This is a genomic window from Musicola paradisiaca NCPPB 2511 (assembly GCF_000400505.1).
In the GTDB taxonomy this organism is placed as follows: Bacteria; Pseudomonadota; Gammaproteobacteria; order Enterobacterales; family Enterobacteriaceae; genus Musicola; species Musicola paradisiaca.
In genome coordinates, this window is record NZ_CM001857.1 from 3,540,541 (window position 1) to 3,560,670 (window position 20,130).

At 53.7% G+C, this 20,130-nt stretch carries 4 protein-coding genes; all 4 read right to left on the reverse strand.

The genetic code is table 11. The features are described from left to right. Window positions 1–13: 13 nt before the first annotated feature. A complete protein-coding gene (locus DPA2511_RS15725) occupies window positions 14–4,726 on the reverse strand; it encodes a non-ribosomal peptide synthetase (RefSeq protein ID WP_015854735.1) in 4,713 nt (1,570 codons plus the stop codon). Then, window positions 4,723–6,072 (reverse strand): aminotransferase-like domain-containing protein, encoded by a 1,350-nt coding sequence (locus DPA2511_RS15730; RefSeq protein WP_015854736.1) that lies wholly within the window; start codon window positions 6,070–6,072, stop codon window positions 4,723–4,725. Before DPA2511_RS15730 ends, DPA2511_RS15725 begins: the two co-directional genes overlap by 4 nt. Window positions 6,073–6,253: 181 nt before the next feature. Further along, window positions 6,254–6,595, reverse strand: coding sequence for a VOC family protein (locus DPA2511_RS21950; RefSeq protein ID WP_226376608.1), 342 nt, complete (start codon window positions 6,593–6,595; stop codon window positions 6,254–6,256). A 72-nt stretch (window positions 6,596–6,667) separates the two neighbouring features. Continuing rightward, window positions 6,668–20,119: a non-ribosomal peptide synthetase gene (locus DPA2511_RS15740; protein WP_015854738.1), complete on the reverse strand. Its 13,452-nt coding sequence runs from the start codon at window positions 20,117–20,119 to the stop codon at window positions 6,668–6,670. Window positions 20,120–20,130 lie beyond the last annotated feature (11 nt).

Consider the following 20,130-nt stretch of genomic DNA (forward strand, 5'->3'; position numbering starts at 1 on the left):
CCTCGATTAAACATCAGCCCTGTTTTAGCCACGGCGTCAACAGGGTGTGGATGCGTCGTTCCCTTTTATCCGCCAACCCCGCCAGGATGCTTTTCAACCGTTCTGCGATCATGATGACCGTCTGCTCTGTCATCAGCGACGTCGCATAGGTAAAACCGCCGTACATATGATCGCCGGAATCAACCAGATCCAGCGAGAGATCCAGTTTGGCTGGGTTGTAGAGCGCTCTTTTCTTCCTGCTGGTTTCAAAATCGATAGGCAACCATTGCTGCCATTTTTTCGACTCGACCGCATCAATCACGCTGAACGTGACCTGATACACCGGATGAATTGATGGGTCGGGTCTGCCGGCGATCATCTCCGCCACTTTGCCAAACGGAAGCTGTTGGTGTGATTTGGCGTGGGTTATCAATTGATGCACCCCGGCAATATAATCAGAGAGCGTCATCTCAGGCTGGATTCTGCTGCGTAGCGCTAACGTGTTGGCGAATAAGCCCACGACCTCCCGTACCTGTGGAAGATCGCGGTTATCAGAAGGGGTTCCGATGACAATATCGTTCTGCTCGCAGATTGACGACAACGTCAGGAAAAAAGCACTCAACAGAACAGCATACAGCGTGGTGCTCTCTTCTCGAGCTACCGTTTTCAATATCTGGTATTTTTCATATGAAAAATCAACATTATAAATCTTTCCATCATGTACCAAAAACGCCGGACGTGGATAATCTAGCGGCAACGACAACGGCGAAATCCCCGCCAACTGAGTACGCCAAAAAGTGTTAAACGATTCAAGCCCGTTGTCTGCCAGCAGGTTTCTTTCCCAGCGGGCATAATCGCCATAACTGATCACGGGGTCGGCCATCGTCACCGCGTTGCGCTGAATCAGCGCCTGATAGATCTGCGCCAGTTCGAACATAAACACGCGCTCCGACCAACCGTCAAAAGCGATATGGTGGAACAGCAACAATAAATAGTTTGTGTTGCCCACCGACCAGGTACGCACCCGTAGGCCCGGTTCTCGACCTAAATCAAACGGGGCAGCAATACAGGCTTCAACCGCGCTATGCAATGCGTCTTCCCCGTCTACCGCTTGGTGCAAAACCTCGATATCTCCGTCAAGCCGAACCTGCTCATACTCATTGTTATCCCCGAACAAATAGACCGATTTGAGCACCGGATGACGCTCGGCTGTGCGATTAATGGCTTCGATTAATGCGGGAATATCGGCATCGTTATCCAACGGGGAAAAGTAATGAATATGATAGGCACTGCCACCTTTGCCGAGCTCTTCGGTAAACAACATCTGCTCTTGCGCCAGTGAAAGCGGGTGACGCTGCTGTTCCACATGAGGAATGGTGATGACATCCTGTTTTTCCGCGATGAATGCGGAGATATTCGCAATGGTTTTATGTTCAAAAATGAGCGAAAGCGGCACATCCACCTTAAGCGTCTGCCGACAGATCATATCGATCTTAATAGCCGCCAATGAATGGCCGCCGATAGCGAAAAAATCATCGTAAATGCCAACGTTCGGTACGCCAAGAACGTGCTCCCATATGCGACAAAGCTCTCGTTCACGTTCGTTGCGCAAGGGGGTAGTCTCAGCAACCTCGGTGTGAACGGCAACCTCTGGAAGTCTGGATCTGTCCACTTTGCCGTTAACCGTCAACGGCAGCGAGGCCAGCTTACAGTACGCGGAGGGAACCATATAGTCAGGGAGTTGCTTAGCCAGCCAATGGCGCAGGGTCTTAGGATCATCGGCGCCCTCACCAATAATATAGGCGACCAGACAGGGGTTATCGTTGCGATTTTGCACCACAACCAATGCCTGCTTGATATCACTGCGCTGACACAGCAAGGCTTCGATCTCTGCCAGTTCAATACGGTATCCCCGTAGCTTGACTTGGCTGTCGTTGCGGCCTAAAAATTCCAGGTTGCCGTCACTTCGCCAACGGGCAATATCACCGGTATGGTAAAGCCGCTCATACTCAGACGCCGCGGCTGGCGATGCTCTGTGGATAAAACGTCGATGGTTTTCTTCGTCCCGGTTCAAATAGCCTACGGCCACCCCCGCTCCGCCGATACACAACTGACCGGCCACCCCCTGAGGAGTCAGGTTACCCTCCTCATCGAGAATATAGATTCTCGCATGCGGTAAAGGATGCCCAATCACCGCGCCTTTTAATTCTCCAACCGGTTCATTGATCAAGTTCGCCGTCGAGAGAATCGTTCCCTCTGTCGGCCCATAGAGCTCCACAATCTGCTGTGTGGCAAACGTCGTTTTTAATCGTTGTAGGATCTGGTTTGAAACACTATCCCCGCCAACGAACAGTTGACGCAGTTTTACTGGCTGTAGCCGTTTAAGATCACACTCATCAAGAATGGCATTCATCAATGCTGGTACGGCATGCAGACTTGTCCAGTGATCGATATCGCTGACCAGCCGTGGAATATCCGTCACCTCATGGTGGCGGTAGAGCATCACCTGCCCTCCTCGCATCAACGGCATCACGACTTCAAACAGAGAGATATCGAAAGCGGCGGAAGCAATAGCGGGCATCACCGTGTCCGGCGCGATATCAAAAAGGTCAGCAACGCCATCAAGGACACTGACGGCATTGGCGTGACTAATGAGAACGCCTTTGGGTCGCCCCGTCGTACCGGAGGTGTAGAGCAAATAAGCTATCGCTGCGTTATCCCACGGCGCCTGAGGTGCCTCTTGCCGAGCGACGCCTCGCTCGCGCAGAAGCGCCTCGAGCGACATCTTTGCCAAAGAGGTCGCCTGAACCTCTGCGGCTGGCGCCCCCGCTTGATCAAAGAGCAGCAGGCTGGCGGCAGCATCGTTGAGCATATAGTCGACGCGTGCCGACGGCGTATTGGGCGCGATGGGGAGATACACTGCGCCGCATTGCCAGATGGCGAACATACTGGCGACCCACTCAAAGGATTTCTCCGCACACACCCCCACCACATTCCCTGGTTTTATCCCCTGATAGCGCAGGACAAAAGCAGCGTTTTCAACCCATTGCCCCAGTTCACCGTAGCTGATCGATGCCTGATCACACATTAGCGCGATCGCCTGCGGGCGCAGTACGACCTGTTGGCGAAGAAAATCAATCAGTGTTTTATCGTCCACGCGCCGAACGTCGGACTGCGCGTTGCCCCAGGTCAATAAACGCGTTTTCTCATGCTCACCGAGCAGAGATAAACCAAACAGTTCCGCCGTCGGCGTCGCTGTCACCTGGCAGAACAGGGTAGCAAAATGTTCCGCCATCCCTGCAATCGTAGCGGTGGAAAAGAGATCGGTATTGTATTCCCACGTCAAACGTAATCCGTCTGCGCTGGGGGCGAAATCCAACACCAGATCGTATTTAACGCTGTCGCGGGTGACGGGCAGGGTTTGAATATTAACGCCATTGAGTTGCGCGCCCCGGTGTGTGTTGCTTTGCAGCGAAATCACTATCTGAAAAATCGGACTATAGCTAAGGCTACGCTCCGTTTGTACGGCATCCACCACGTAACCAAAGGGCTGGGCGTGGGCAAACGCATCGGAGATGCAGGTCTTGCTGCGGGCGAGTAACTGTTCGAAAGTTGGGTTGCTGGACAGATCGATGCGCAACACCATCATATTAACGAAAAATCCAATCAGCGCCTCCAGTTCAAGGCGCTCTCGGTTGGCAATCGGCGTTCCCATCACAATGTCTTTTTCGCCGCTGTAGCGCGCGAGTAGCACAGCAAACACCGCATGCAGCCCCATAAACAGGGTTGCGTCGTGCTGGCGGCACAGCACTTCGAAGAGAGCAACCTGCTCCGGCGCAATCAGCGTATCACGCGCTGCGCCGTGAAATCGTTGCTTCGCCGGACGGGAAAAATCGAGCGGCACGTTATGAACGGGCGGAATGCCTGCCAGTTGCGCTTTCCAATAATGCTGCTTTTTCTGATCGGTGTTCTCATTAGCCACATAGCGCTGCCAGCGGGCGTAATCGGTGTAAAGCAGGGGCAACGGCGGTAGTGCAGCCTCCCGACGTTGAGCGTAGGCGTTATAAAGCGTGCCAAACTCATCGATTAATAGATTCATCGACCAACCATCAGAAACGATATGATGCATGGTGAAAACCAGCACATACTCGATCTCGCTGCGCTTAAGCAGGTTAACGCGTAGCATCATATCCCGTTCCAGATCGAAAGGTCGGGCGCTTTCCTGCTGGATAAGCTGCTGCTCTGCCTTGGCGGCCTGCGGATCGCCGCTTAAATCCTGCTGCTGCAGTAATAAGGGCGTATTCTCACGCACCACTTGCATAACCCCAAGATCGGCGTCCTGCAAAATGATCGTCCGCAATACAGGTTGACGCGCCACCAGCGCCTCAAGCGCTTGTTCAATGGCGGAAATATCTACTCTGCCTTCCAGCCGACACGCGCCCGTAATATTGTATTGTCCGATCTGTTCTTCAGCCCCCAGCCGTTCATTTAGCCACAGCCGTTCTTGGGAAAACGAGAGTGGTGCTATCTCAAAATCCCCCCGCTCAGGAAATTGGCGGTCAGTGTGGTTTACGCTTTGCCAGATCCCTTTATAGAAGTCCAACAATTCCACTTTATGTTGTTTAAGTAACGCCAGAGACGTGCTTTTCGGCTCTCCGCTGAGCGACTTATAGATCAGATCCCCCTTTGAGATAGTCAGATAGATCCCTTGTTCCATCAATGACAACACCAGTTGGCTCATCTTCATTCTTTTGCCCTCGCGAAAGATGCATCCTCGTTATCGCGGTGAAACGGGGTCTGTTGCGCTGTATTGATCAGTTCCTTGATAAACCGGGATAGCCGATGAACCCCGGCGTCAATTTGCTCCAGCTCAACGTAACTAAAGGAGAGCCTCAGCACGTTATCGTAGCGATTCGAATTAGAAAACATCGCCGTCGGCACGACAATCACGCCAAATTCCTCTGCGCAGCGCTCAATATCCTGTCGCGTAATCTCGCACGGCACGGTCAGATTGAGAAAGAACCCGCCCTGCGGAACATTCCATGAAAGGCCGGTGTTACTGTCGGAAAAGCAGTTCGTCAGGCCTTCCACTAACCGATCGCGTTTCTCACGATAATGGTTTCTGACCTCCAGCATGACGCTTTTTAGCGAACAGCCGTTTTCCAACAGGAAGCCCCCCACAATCGCCTGGGCAATTTGGCCGGTATTGACGGAAATAAAGCTTTTTACACGCGTCATCTCATCAATGAGTGGATGCGAACCGTCGCCCTGCCTGACTCGGGTTCGGCAAGCCAGGTAACCGATGCGAACGCCTGGACACAGCGTTTTGGCGAATGTACCGATATGGATCACCACAGCCTCGCGATCTAGCGCAAAGAGCGTCGGGAGCTGAAGATCGGCATAATCAAACAACCGATAAGGGCTGTCTTCCAACACCAGCAGCCCTTGGGCACAGCAAAATGTCAGCAGCGCCTGTCTGCGCGCCAGCGATAACGTCGTGCCACAGGGATTGGAGAAATCAGGGATGGTGTAGACGGCGCGGGCACGTTTTCCGTCCGCAGCGATGCGGGCTACCTGATATTCGAGGGCTGAGATAAGTGGCCCTTCGCTATCGCACTCCACATACGCCACATCAATGCCTTTTATTCTCGCCGCACCGGTGATACCGATATACGCCGGGTCGGTGACCAGCAGTACATCATGTCCAGGGGAGAACAGCGTATCCAAGCAGATAACCATACCTTCCTGCGCACCATTGGTTATCAGTATCTCCTCTGGTGCTAGCGTAATAGCTTCATCTTCAAGCAGTTGTTTGGCAATCAACGCATTGATTATCCCTCGCGTGTCGCCATATTGGCCGAGCAACGCGGCAACCTGCGGCAAGCTTTGATGGCGTGCATCAGCCAGATAGTGAGAAAATAACGCAATATAGTGCGACCATTTTTCGGGTTGCGCATTGATCTTCGAGGGGCGACCAGAGGCAAACGAAATTGCATTGGGGTAGCGTTCTATGACTTCATTAAGAAAACGCATTGCATTCAAATCCGCGTGATCCTGATATGCCAGTTGGCTCGATTCCACTGTCAGTGGCATAAATAACCTCCGCAATCAAATTTGCTGTGACGCTTCCAACTGTCGAAACAGCCCCTCGATATTGCCCCCTTCAAACCCCTCGCGATGGCGTTCTATAAACTCAAACATCATTCCCGATTCAGCATCGCGCTTGGTGAAAATCTGCTTTAAATTTTGGCCAAGGATAACCTGGGTGGAAAATTCAATACCTTTTTGCCGCCAACTCGGTTGCGATCTCTTCCAGATCGTCCACCTCAAAGGCGACATGCTGGACACCCAGCCCATATTTTTCGACATACAGGCTGACCTGCGACTGTGGGTCTGTCCCCTGTAACAGCACCAGCGTATAACCGTTTCCTTGTAATACGGCCGACTCCATCGCGGTGGTTACGCCCTTCGTTATCCTGCGCTCGACAAACGTAAAGCCCAGTACATCCAGGTACAGACTCAAAGCCTTATCCAATGACGTCACTGCGATAGCCAAGTGGTCAATCCGTTTGTATTTCTTTGCTATTCCCATCACGGGATTAAGATTTTCAGTCATCGTCTCTTCACCTGTAAGTCAACATTATTCCCGGGTCTGCCGCCCATCCAACAAGAAGCAGCCAAGGTTTCGCTAAATCACACCGCTCACGCCAACCATCTCCTCTGAACCATCAGAAGGCGAGACAGCCTCAGCATTCATAAGCAGCAGTTCAAATTGCGCGGAAAAATGGTTGAAAGAAGGGTTATCCAACAAACTCCCTATCGGCATCATCACGCCATATTTCTTCTTGATGGCCACGACGATACGCATGGCATTAAGGGAATTGCCGCCGAGGTCGAAGAAGCGTGAACTGGCACCAATCTGCGACGGTTCCAAGACCTCCGACCATATTTCGGCCAGCGCGATTTCCAGCGTCGAACTCAAGGCAACCGGGCTCTCTTCCTCCGGCGGCATGGCCGCCAACCCGGCATAATCCACCTTGCCATTGCGGGTTAATGGCAACGCAGGCAGCAAAGACCACCGGCTGGGAATAAGGTCGCGCGGCAACGTGTGCGCCAGTGCGGCTTGCAGTTGTTCACGTACGGCGGCGGGCTCTGCGACATTGTCGCTCGCCATTACCACATAAGCGGCCAGATACGCCTGCTCGCTGTGTGGATTACACAGCGTCACCGCCGCCTCACGCACACCATCAATCGCCCTGATTACCGCCTCGATCTCTTCCTCTTCAATGCGATAACCACGCAGTTTGACCTGCCGGTCCACTCTACCGAGATACTCCAGCACGCCGTCCTCACGCCAACAGACCCTGTCTCCCGTGCGATACAGGCGTTCTTTGCTGTTGAAGGGCGAGGTGATAAATCTTCGTTCGGTCAACGCTGCGTTATTGACATATCCCAGCGCGACACCGACGCCGCCGATATACAGTTCGCCCGCCATTCCAATCGGGGCCAGCATTATTTCGCCATCGACCTGATTGAAAACGTAGTGGGTCACATTTCTGATGGGGCGACCGATCGGCACCTTCGCCTCTGCCTTCCCTGCCGTCGTGCGGAACAGGGTGGAGCCCACGGTGGTTTCAGTCGGTCCATACTCATTAATCACCGCTATCTCTGCGCATTGTTGCAGGTCGTTGGCGGTCAGTGCCTCGCCACCCACCACAAGCCGATCGACGTTCTCCAGTCTCTCGCCCTTGATCTGCAATAACCGCAGGTGCGCCGGTGTCAGTTTGATAAACTCAAAGCCCGCGTCTGCGCGAGGGATATCTGAGAACGGTTGGGTTTTGTTAGCATCACTGATAAATATCGCTTTACCTGCCACCAGCGGGGCGTAGATGGCGGTCACCGATGCATCGAAGGTCAGCGGAAGAAAAACGTAGCTGGCGAAAGATCGCGACGTGTTATCCAGAGATAAATATTCATCTACGGCGTGCGCAACATAGTTGCCAAACGCCGCGTGCCCGATACTCACGCCTTTCGGCCATCCGGTCGTTCCAGACGTGTAGATAACGTAAGCCTCGTCATCACCGTCCGGTTCAATCGCGCCAAGTTCCTCCACAGAAAAGGCGCTCAGCGTCTCTTTCTCATCGCTCAAGCAGAAGCATGACGTGCCCAGCTTCGTCACACTCTCGCGGCCTGCTATATCCGTGATAATCAAAGCGGGCTTGGCATCGTTAACCATATAGGCAAGCCGCGCCTGCGGGTGATACCTATCCAACGGCACATAGGACGCGCCTGCTTTTAACACCCCCAGCAACGCGATAATCATCTCGCTACTGTTATCCATGCAGATACCGATTCGCGATCCGCCTGCAATCCCCGTCAAGCGCAGGTAACGCGCAAGCTGGTTCACTTCGTTATTCAACTGCCGATAACTGTATGTGGCATCACGGAAAACCAGCGCGATTCGCTCTGGGTAGCGTTGAGCCTGACGCGCGATTGCCCGATGGACAGGTTCAGTCAGCGTCGTCACGCGCTGGCAAGCTGTGCGGGTGCTGAACTGCTGGGTTAATCGCTGATAATTTGGCTCATCAAACAGCCGCAGCGAGGCTAATGTCTGTTCCTGTGCGCTGACGATCTGCATCAACAGAAACTCAAACGCTTCCGCCAGCCGCAAAATAGCTGAATGTTCAAAGTGTTGAGAGTCATAAACCCATTTCAGCCGCAACGCGTCGCCCGTGTTAAACACCAGAGTAAGCGGGAAACTGTTGCGCTCAATATTATTGATATCGGAAATGGTCAACGCTTCCTGCGCCGCAGTCCCCGTCACCTTATCCGTTGGGTAGTTCTCATACACCAGCACGCTTTCAAACAACAGACTGCTGTCGGGGATCTCACTCCAACGATGAATATCAACCAGCGAGCTGTACTGATAGCGGAAAAGCTGCGTTTGTGTTTCTTGCAACGCCAATAACCATTCGATAAGCGGTGTTGTCGCGGCGAAACTCGCTCGAAACGGTAGCGTGCTAATAAACAGACCCACGCTATTTTCAATCGCAGGCAGCTCGGCAGGACGGCCGGATACCGTGACCCCAAATATGACATCACGGCATCCAGTGTAGCGGCAGAGCAATTCAGCCCATACGCCCTGCACCAAGGTATTGAGCGTTATACGGTGCTGCTGACAGAATTGTTCCAGCCGGTTGATATCCGCGCGAAAGCGCTGATTATATTCTTGGTGCACGTTACCTTGTTGACCAACCTGCGCGCGGCGCTGATGGTGATGGCGTCCGAGTTGGGTCGGCGTAGTGAACCCTTTTAGCTGCTCACCCCACCAAGCCTGTGCCTTGTCGTTATCCTGACGGCGCAACCAGGCGATGTAGTCTCTGTATGCCCCCACGGATTCCAACTGGACGGGAACATCGTTCAGCCATCCCTGATAGCGATTTATCACCTCGCCAAGCACAATCGGCACGGACCATCCGTCAAGAATGATCAAATGGCTACCCCAAATCAGGCGATAGCGCTTTTCAGCTTGCTTAATTAAATAAATCCGCATCAGCGACGGACGGGCAAAATTCACCGCCCGTTGTCTATCTTCTACCACCAGTGCATCCATGCGGCGCTTTAGCAGGTCATCTGAACAGTGCTGCCAGTCGACAACCTGGAATTCCAAATCCGCCTCACGCAATACCACTTGCAACGGGCTCTCGCCCGCGATGATGGCCGTTCGCAACGCCGGATGGCGCAAAATCACCTCGCGCCACGCCTGCTGGAATAACGTGGGCTCAACATGCCCGCTTAAGGTGCAGCTTAACGTGACGTAGTAAGCGCTCGGATCACCCGAGTAAAGAGAGTGAAACAAGATCCCCTGCTGCATCGCCGATAAGGGATAGGCGTCCTCAACGTTTTCGTGACTGCCGAAAGGGGAGAAAGCCGCGTCAAGATCCTGTTGTTTCCAACCCAGCAGTGGAAAATCGGAGGGGGTGTACTGCATCTTTTGACCTTGGCTGTGTTCTACCAAGGCTTCAAGCGCATGCATGAAATCAACAGCAAGTTGGTTGATGGTTTGCGCATCATGCAACGTTCGGTTATAGGTCCAGTAAATGTCCAGGCAACCGTTGGTCAACGCACCGCTAATATCGATAAGGTGTTCTCGCTGCTGCAACGGATGGCGTAATTCTCCCATTGGCTGCTCGCTAAGTGAAAACAGTCCATCCTCAGCCTGACCCGCGTCCAGATTACCCAGATAGTTGAAACTGATCTCCGGCGAGGGAAACGCTTGCAATTGCGCATCCTGCCCCAAATAGCGCAATATGCCGTATCCCAACCCGTTGAAAGGGATGCGGCGTAACTGCTCTTTCACGCCGCGAAGCAACGCCATTGGCGAATCTGCCGCCAGCCCTTCCTCGTCGAGCAATACCGGGAACAGGCTGGTGAACCATCCCACCGTGCGTGAAATATCCGTCTGCGGGAACAGATCCTCGCGGCCATGTCCTTCCAAATGTAGCAATAGCCGCGGCTGCCGCGTCCAGCGCATAAAGGTTTGCAACAGCGCGGTCAACAGGACGTCATTAATCTTCGTGTTAAACACGCGCGGCAGGTCACGAACGAGTTTCTCCGTCATCCCTGCGGATAAGCGCTGAGTCAGCATCCTGCTATCTTGTGCCAGATTTACCTGGCGTTGCCCCACCACCGGCAGTGGCGCTACGGTGCGCGCCTGATCCGCCAGTTGCCGCCAAAACGCCCGTTCCAGCTCAATTTGCGCCCCGAAAGCGTACCCTTGCAGCTTTTCCACCCATCCTTGCAGTGAGAGATTTTTACGCGGTAGCGCTGGGGGCTTGCCCGCCTCAATCTGTTGATACAGCGTTTGCAGGTCTTCCAGCAGGATCCGCCAGGAAATGCCGTCCACCAACAAATGATGAATGACCAGCAACAACCGTTGCGGCTGCTGTGAACCGCATTCCACCAGCGACACGACGATAAGCGTGTTATCCGCAATACTGAGACGTCGCTGCATGCGATCGGCGATCGCAGCCATCGCCGGTACGTGCTCTGCCGCGTCTAAAGCACAGAGGTCGTGATAGTCGAGGCTAACGTCTGACGCCGTTTCACCGTACTGCTGTAACCACTGCCCTTGCCGCCGACTGAATATCAAGCGCAGCGCGTCATGGTGGTTAATCAAGGCGATAAGCGCCTGTTTTAGGGGGTCTACGGCCAAGGTACGGCGACAGACCAGTGTCAACGACAGGTTAAAGTGTGATGCCCCCGTCAATGTCTGCTCGAAGAACCACTGTTGGATCGGCAAAAGTGGGAACGGCTCGGGTGTAATATCCTGATACGCCTCCACGGTTGTCGACACCACTGCCGCCAATTGCGCAATGGTTTGATTTTCAAATAGCTGACGCGCCTCAAAATAAATACCGACTTTTCTGGCGCGAGCAACAATTTGGATCGACTGAATCGAGTCCCCGCCCAGTGCAAAGAAGTTATCGTTAATGCCGATGCGTTCCAGCCGCAACACGTCCGACCATATGGCGACCAAACGCGCTTGGATAGCGTTTTGCGGCGGCATCCAGGCATCAACCGCGCAGCCCCAGTCCGGGGAAGGTAGGCTCGCTCTGTCCAGTTTTCCATTGGGGGTAAGCGGAAATTCCTCCATGACAACAAACTCTGTCGGGATCATAATGTCCGGCAATTGTGTCTTTAGGTTCCGTTGCAAGCCTTCAAGATCGATATCGGCCGCCAAACGGTGGCGCAACGCGATGATGTTCGGCAAGTGATTCAGAACGGTCGTCGACGCGATGCCGAAATCAATCAGACAGGAAACCTCATTAACACCAATTCGCTTGAGCCTTCTCACCTGCGCCAAACAGCTATCCATTGAACCAATCAACGCAGAATCGTGCAAAAAACGCTCAACAGAGATCTCAACCAGTTTATCGATATCGCGCTTGTCTACCGTTACCGCTATCGGACTGTTACGCAGGATCTGTTCACGGAGCGTCACATGGCTGCGGAAATAGCGCGCTAACGGTTCCGCAGCGATCGCTCTGGCCTCCTGCTCACTGGCTGCAACAAAAGTATGCAGCATCACCGTGACTGTCCCTTCCTCCCGTGCAAACCCAGCCGCTTCCCGCGCCTGACGATACTTCGCGATATTCTCCGCCAGTTCATCGAATGTCAGGCCAAACATTGCTGTCAGGATGTTGAATCCCCGCCTGCCCGCATCAATAAAACTAGCGGGATCGCTGGCAGCCGTCGCCCACACGGGAATGTGGCGTTGAAAGGGTTGCGGCCTTGAGCGTATCGGCACCTCTTGGCCGTCACCGTTTTTCATCAAGACAGCATCACCTCGCCACAGACGCTGTACCGTTTCGATGGTGTGTTGCATCTTCGCGTAGCGATCCGCAAAGTGTTCCGGCGCCAGTACAAAATCATCGGCAAACCAGCCGGTTGCAAAAGCAACCCCCGCACGACCGCCGGAAAGCTGATCCACAACCGCCCACTCTTCAGCAATACGTAGCGGATTGTGCAGCGGCGCCACCACGCTCCCTGCGCGTAACGCGATATGTTTCGTCGCGGTGGCTAAAGCCGCACAGAGCGTTGCGGGATTGGGGAAAGCGGCTGCGATATCCGTAAAGTGACGCTCTGGTGTCCACACCGCCGTAAAACCCAATGCATCCGCACGCTGCGCCGCCGCGAGATAGAGCGAATAGATATCTTCACGCTTATCCTGACTCTCCACATCGGCAAAAAAGTGCAGGCTGAATTGCATCTGCTGCTGGAGACGTTCATCGGTGATCTCCAGGTTAGCTGGACGCAAATAAGCCACCAAACGACGTTCGTTCGCGTTTTCATTCCAGTACCTGGCCATTACTGCGGCCTGCTCCACCTCCGGCTGCCGCAGTAAGACGGACTCAATCTCCCTCAATTCAATGCGGTGCCCATTGAGTTTGACCTGATAATCCAGTCGGCCTATATATTCAATGCGATGATTCACATTCATTCGTACCCTATCGCCGGTGCGATAGAGACGTTCACCGGGAACAAAGGGGGAAGGAATGAAACGTTCAGCTGTCAGTGACGGACGCTGGTAATAGCCCCGCGCCAATCCTTTACCACCGATGTACATCTCTCCGATACCGCCAATCGGCACCAGAGACAGCGCATCGTCCAGAATATAGACCTGCGTATTGGCCAGAGGGCCTCCGAGCCAGGCGTTATCATCCCCTTCAACCAATCGTTGTCGTGTTGACCAGACGGTCGTTTCCGTCGGGCCATAGAGGTTCCAGACCTCTCCGCGTTTCAGCAGTTGACGCAGGAGTTCATCATCCATCACCTCGCCGCCGCACAATATTTTGCAGGGCTGATCAGTTCCCCATCCGGCAGCAATCAGCATTCGCCAGGTCGATGGGGTTGCCTGCATGACCGTCGCGTTGATGTGGGTAAAGTAGGTGAGTAAGGCATCCCCCGCGGTTGCGACCTCTCGATCGGCGATCGCCAGCGTAGCCTGCTGCAACAGCGGCAGAAAGAGCTCAAGGGCAGAGATATCAAATGAGACGGGCGTCACCGCCAGTAAAATATCATCCTCGTCCAGGCCTGGGGCCTCACACATACTGTCCATGAAATTCATCAGCGCGCGATGTTCAATCATGACCCCTTTAGGCTGGCCAGTCGAACCCGAGGTATAGATGATGTACGCCAAGTGCCACGGCAAAATCTCCACCGAGGGTAAGGTTGTCGGCTGTAGGGCTATCTCATCATGACAGAGATCAACATCAATCCGTTGACCGTGATAGCGGGCAACGGGAACGAGGGTCTTCTGCCGAACAAGCAGCAACCTAGCACCAGAATCGTTCAACATATGCGCCAGTCTTTCGTTCGGATAGTGTGGGTCCAAAGGAAGATAGGCGCCCCCCGCTTTCATGATCGCCAACAGCGCGATCAACATGTCAAACGAACGATCCATACAGAGCCCAACAACCGTTTCCGGTTTGACGCCGCACGCCATCAAATAATGCGCTAATTGGTTGGAGCGGGCGTCGATCTCATGCCAACGATAGCGACGATTTTCAACAATCAGCACCACCTTTTCGGGGCGCTGTCGCGCCTGTTCTGAGAGGCGGCGGTGCAGCGGCTGCCAACTTTTCTCCTGTCGTGCGGTGTCATTAAAGCAGAGCAAAAGTTGCCGTTGCTCCCGCTCGGTCAACAACTGCAAACGGTCTACCGGCCATTCGTCATGTACGCTGATATCACGCAGCAGTACGTCAAACTGTTCCGCCATGCGTTCGATGGTCGTTCTGTCGAACAGATCTTCTGCGTATTCGAACTGACAAAGGAAACCCGCTGCATTCTCTGAAACATACAGGGTCAGATCATATTTAGCGGTCGCCGTGCCAACAGAGGCTGGCGTCAGTGTTAACCCTTCCAGATCCAACTGCTGTTCAGGGATATTCAGAAATACCAACTGATATTGGAATACCGGCTGGCGCGAAAGATCTCGCTGGGGTTGCAGCTCCGCCACCAGCTTTTCAAAAGGCAGATCCTGATGTGCCCAGGCAGACAAAGACGTCTCTTTCACCTGACGCAATAACGCACTGAAAGGCAGCCTGCCGTCAATCTGGGTACGCATCACCACCGTATTGACGAAAAAGCCGATCGCTCCCTCCAGCGCCTTGTGAGTGCGCCCCGCCACCGGCGTGCCAACCACGATATCGTTCTGGTCACTCCAGCGCGCTAACAACACATTAAAGGCGGACATAAACAGCATAAAAGGCGTCGCCGCATGGCGAGTTGCCAGCGCACTGAGCGCATCCGACAGGCTTTTCCCGATTGGCCTATCGAGCAGGCCGCCGCGAAAACTCTGGATCGCGGGTCTTGGACGGTCGTAAGGCAGCGCCAGATAGGAGCTAGCCTGCGCCAAATTCCGTTTCCAGTAGTCCAGTTGAGCGGTCAGAACCTCACCCTTAAGCCATTGTCGCTGCCAGATGGCATAATCCACATACTGTACTGGCAGTGGCGGTAGCGTCGGTATCGCACCGAGAATATATCCCCGGTAAAAGCAGCTTATTTCATTGATAAGAATACTTATCGACCACCCATCAGACACAATATGATGCAGCGTAACGGCCAGTATATGACGCTGCGGTTCCAGCTTTATCAGCTTCATGCGGATCAGGTGCCCTTGTTCAAGGACAAAGGTCTGCAATGCTTCCTGACGTATGCGCTCAAACGCCAGCGCCTCAGGATCAGGCAACGCGCTGAGATCCTCAACCTCGATATCTGGCGCCCAGACATCATCAATCTGTTGCACCGCAATACCGTCACGTTCGCTAAAGCGGGTACGTAAAATCTCATGGCGTTGCAATAGCTGATCAAAGCTGTATTCCAGCGCAGCCAGATTGAGGTTGCCGTTTAACTCCAGGGCATCGGCAATATTGTAAGCTGGCCCCGACAGCCCCAGTTGTTCAAGAAACCACAGACGCTCCTGAGCATAAGAGAGCGCCATCTCTTCCTGCTTGGGATAAGGAACGAGGGCGGGGAGCGACCTGTCGCAAAGGTGTAACCTGTCGATATGCGCAGCCAGCAAGGCGACGCTAGGGTGTTCAAACACATCTCTCAATGAGAGTTCAACAGAGAAATGCGCCTGCAAAGCGGTGATCACTCGGGTTGCCAGCAGCGAGTGGCCGCCCAACGCAAAAAAGTTATCCTGCGCGCCAATGTGCTCCACCACCAGAATATCGTGCCAACAGCCAATCACCACCTGCTCAGTCGGCGTGCCAGCCGGAACGTACGCCAGCCGCTCACTCAGGTTCGCTGGCGCAGGTAACGCATTAGTATCAACTTTGCCGCTGATCGTCAGGGGCAATGCCTCCAACAGGATAATCGCGCTGGGTTGCATATAATCCGGCAACCGTTCTTGCAACTGTTCCCGTAACCTCACGCTTGCCTGTTGCTGCTTCCAATATTTCAACGGGTCATTAACATAGGTCAGCAGTTCCTGTTCGCTCACGGTCGAGCGCGTCAACGCCAGTTGAACCGGTTGCGAAGGGGAATTACGTATAAATAGCACATCAAACTGCGCGGGATCGGCGGTTGCAGACCACCGGATCTGCGCCTCAAAGCCGTATTGCTCCGCCAGCGCCCAATACGTTTCTGGCTGCTCGCTCAGAGGGACGTCAGCGGTAAACGTCGGGCACAATGCGGCTAGCGTCAGATCGGCCGACGCGTTCTCTATCATCGCCACACAGGCAACATCCCGAACCAATCGTTGATTGACAACCCCATTCAGGCTGACGCAAAGATTGCTGGCCTGCTGCAATTCGGCAGCGAGTTGCGCTAACGAGGTTTCCGGCCAATGCAAAACGGCTTGAGGGGTTACTGGCACTGCGGGGGCGGTATGCAGCACAACGTCATAGCGGTAATTAACGAGTTCGTTATCGGCGGTGCCACGCTTGAGCTGGATGTCAACTGCACTGATTTGCTCGAAATACGCAGGGAGCCAGGCAAAAAATTGTGGGTCGACAGCCAGTTCCTTACTTGCTTGTAGACTGTCTTTTACCCGTTGGCGTAGTTCCCCCACCCGCCGTTTTTCCGTGCTTTTATACAGCTCCAGCGCGGTCTGAAAGACCCCGCTTAATTTCAGATGCTGAACGTCACCGATAAAAATACGCCCGCCGGGTTGTAAGCGTTGTAATGCCTGCGTTAAAACATCCAACAGATAATGACCGTCGGGGAAATATTGAATAACTGAATTAAGAATGACGGTATCAAATTGCCCCAGCGGTAAATCTGCCAGCGCGTCGGCGGGGGATTGCTGGAGAACAAGCCGATGGCTATCGCCCTGTTGCGCTGCCCATTTTTTCAGCTTTGCCAACGTGTTAGCTGAAATATCCGTGCCAAGATAATAGTCACTGTCAGCAAGAAGATGTTGTAAAATCAAGCCAGAGCCGCAGCCGATCTCCAGTATCCTTCGTGACGGATAGCGGCTAATACGCGCAACCGTATTCTCCAACCACTGTTGCATCTCAGCGAGCGGTAACGCCTGACCGGTAAAGCTGCTATTCCAGCCGACAAAACCGGGCCGGTAATCCTCCCCCTCTGGTTGCTGCAACGACACAGGGGGCAGTACGTCCCCCGTTGCATCAAACAGCCTGGCCCACTGCTGGACGGAATCGTCCAACGCGTCGTGATAAGCCGCTTTATGGGTAAAGTCATGGTTCATTACCACATAAGCAAACAACTGTGAGCCATCAACGCCATCGTTTACGTTGAGGTAAGCCTGTTTAACGCCCTCCAGAGACAACAGCACCGTATGAATCTCACCGAGTTCGATACGGTGTCCGCGGATCTTCAGTTGGGTATCATTACGCCCCAGAAAGTCTAACTGCCCATCGGGCAGAAAACGTGCTAAATCGCCCGTTTTATATAACCGCTCTCCGGGAATAAAGGGAGAAGGAATAAAGCGCTCAGCCGTGAGTCCCGGTTGGCGGTGATACCCACGCGCGAGAGCAACACCACCAAGATACAGCTCCCCCACTGCGCCAACCGGCACAACGGCAAGGGATGCATCGAGCAAATACACGTGTACGTTAGCCAGCGGCGTCCCGATGGGCGGCGGACGACCGCTGCCATCATATTCCCCCCAAGTCGCGCAGACGGTAGCCTCGCTTGGCCCGTACGCATTGATCAGCCGGCAATGTCGCGCCCAGTCCACCGCGACTGCAGGTGCGCAGGCTTCTCCCGCAACGATCAACGTTGCTAAATGAGGGAAGCGATAGTCCGCAAGCTGGCTCAATATTGCCGGAGGCAACGTCACAACACTGATCCGCAGCTCTACCATCTGTGTTGCCAATTTTTCGATGGACTGAAATCCCTGACGCCCCATTAAGCACAGGGTTGCACCGCGATATAACGTCGTGAAGATTTCCGATACCGAGGCATCGAAAGCGATACTGGCAAACTGTAATACCCGACTGGATGCACTAATATGAAAAGCGTGCGACTGATGTAATGCCAGATTGCTTAGCCCACGATGGGACAGCATCACCCCCTTGGGTTTTCCCGTCGATCCCGAGGTGTATACGAGATAGGCCAGGTTATCCAGAGGGATACTCACCTTCGGTGGCGTCTTTGCACACTGGCTGATCAACGCCGCCTGCTCATCCAGCATAATGCAGGTAGCGATTTGCCTTTCGACTCCCGGCCAATAAGACGCTCGCCGGGTGATCATCACCGCCGCCCCCGCTTCGGCCATGATGCTCTCCAGGCGTTTAGGAGGGTGCCGGGTGTCCAATGCCAGATAGGTTCCTCCCGCTTTCAGGATAGCCAGCAGCGAGACGATCAAATCTATACCGGTGGGCAGACAGACCGCGACAACCGTTTCATAACCGATGCCCGCCTGGCGCAGGAAATGAGCGAGCTGATTCGAACGATGTTCAAGCTCCTGTCGGCAATACAAGCCCTCTTCATCCATGACGGCGATCGCTAACGGATCTTGCGCGGCCTCAACACTGATCACCTCATGTACGCAACGTACTTCCTGCGATTGCGGCGTCACGCCGCTCCACAGTCTGAGCTGATTATGTCGCTCCGTCTCGGTCAAAAACGGCAGAACAGAGAGTTTTTCGCCAGGCGCGGCGGTCACTGCCTGCAACAACGCCGTCAACTGTTCGGCCATGCGAGCCACGGTCGCTGGCAGGTAAAGGTCCGTTGCGTATTCAAACTCGCACAGGAACCCCTGTTCTTTGCTTTCACGAATAAACAGTGAAAGATCAAACTTGGCGGTGGTCATTTCGCTACCGATGCGCGTCAATGTCAATCTCGGCAGTTCAAGCGCCGCAGGGGGCATATTCAGCAGAACAATGTGCACCTGTACCAGCGGCTGACGCGACAGATCCCGTTCCGGGCTTAATTCGGCGACGAGTTTTTCAAACGGCAGGTGCTGGTGCGCGTAGGCATTCAACGCGACGTCACGTACCCGGTGCAGCAATGTTCGAAACGTGGGATCACCAGAAAGGTCGGTGCGCATCACCAGCGTATTGACGAAAAATCCGATTAAGCCCTCAAATTGATGGTGCGTTCTCCCGGCGATGCCAGTGCCCACCACCATATCGTCCTGTCCGGTCCAACGCAGCAGAAACAGCTTGAAGGCCGCCAGTAGCACCATGAAAGGCGTGAGCCCTTCTTCATTCGCCAATTGGTTTATCGCACCGGATAATTTTGGCCCCAACGCGAACGGATGCTGCCGTCCTTCGAAACGTTGTATTGCCGGACGCGGGTAATCGCTGGGGATCTCAAGAATGTTTGGCGCCCCCTCCAGTTGCTGACGCCAATACGCCAACTCAGAGGCAATGACCTCGTCGGTCAACCAACGTCTCTGCCATAACACATAGTCGCCATAGTCAAAATCAATCGACGGTAACCTATCCGGCGTACCACCGATAAAGCTTGAATATAACGCATTGATTTCACGTATGATGACGATCATAGACCAACCATCAGAGATAATATGATGGATGGTTAACAGCAAAACATATTCATCGGCAGCCAACTGCAACAACGTTGCGCGTAGCAACCTGCCGCGGGCAAGATCAAAAGGTTTCCTACCTTCTTCTTTGGCCAGAAGGTGAAGCAGCCCGTCTTGATCCCTCTCTTCACGCAGATCGATCCGTTTCAGGTCGACACGATAGGCAGGCTCCAGGCGCTGAACGACACCATCACCTCGTTTTTCAAACCAGGTGCGTAATACCGTATGGCGGCGAACCAGTGCATCAAAACTCTTTTGCAGAGCATCAATATTCAGCTCGCCCTTTATTTTCACCGCATCGGAAATATTATACGCGGCACCTATCAGCCCAAGTTCCTCTAGAAACCACAGTCGCTCCTGAGAATAAGACAACGGCAGTTCATCACCCTTGTCACGAACTGTCGTCAAGGGAGGGTAATCGGTAATGACGGTGTTTTTTATTTTAACGTACTCAAGTATCTGCGCTTTGTTATTACGAACAGCAGCAAGTAATGGCGCCGGGAGCGCGGTGTCGCCTTCATTAAGAAATAAGCGCCCCTCTTTGATCTGCAGATCGGCACCGTGCTCTTCAAGTTGCTGAAGGATTTCTCTGACACTATTTTTCGCAAGACTCATATTATTTCTTA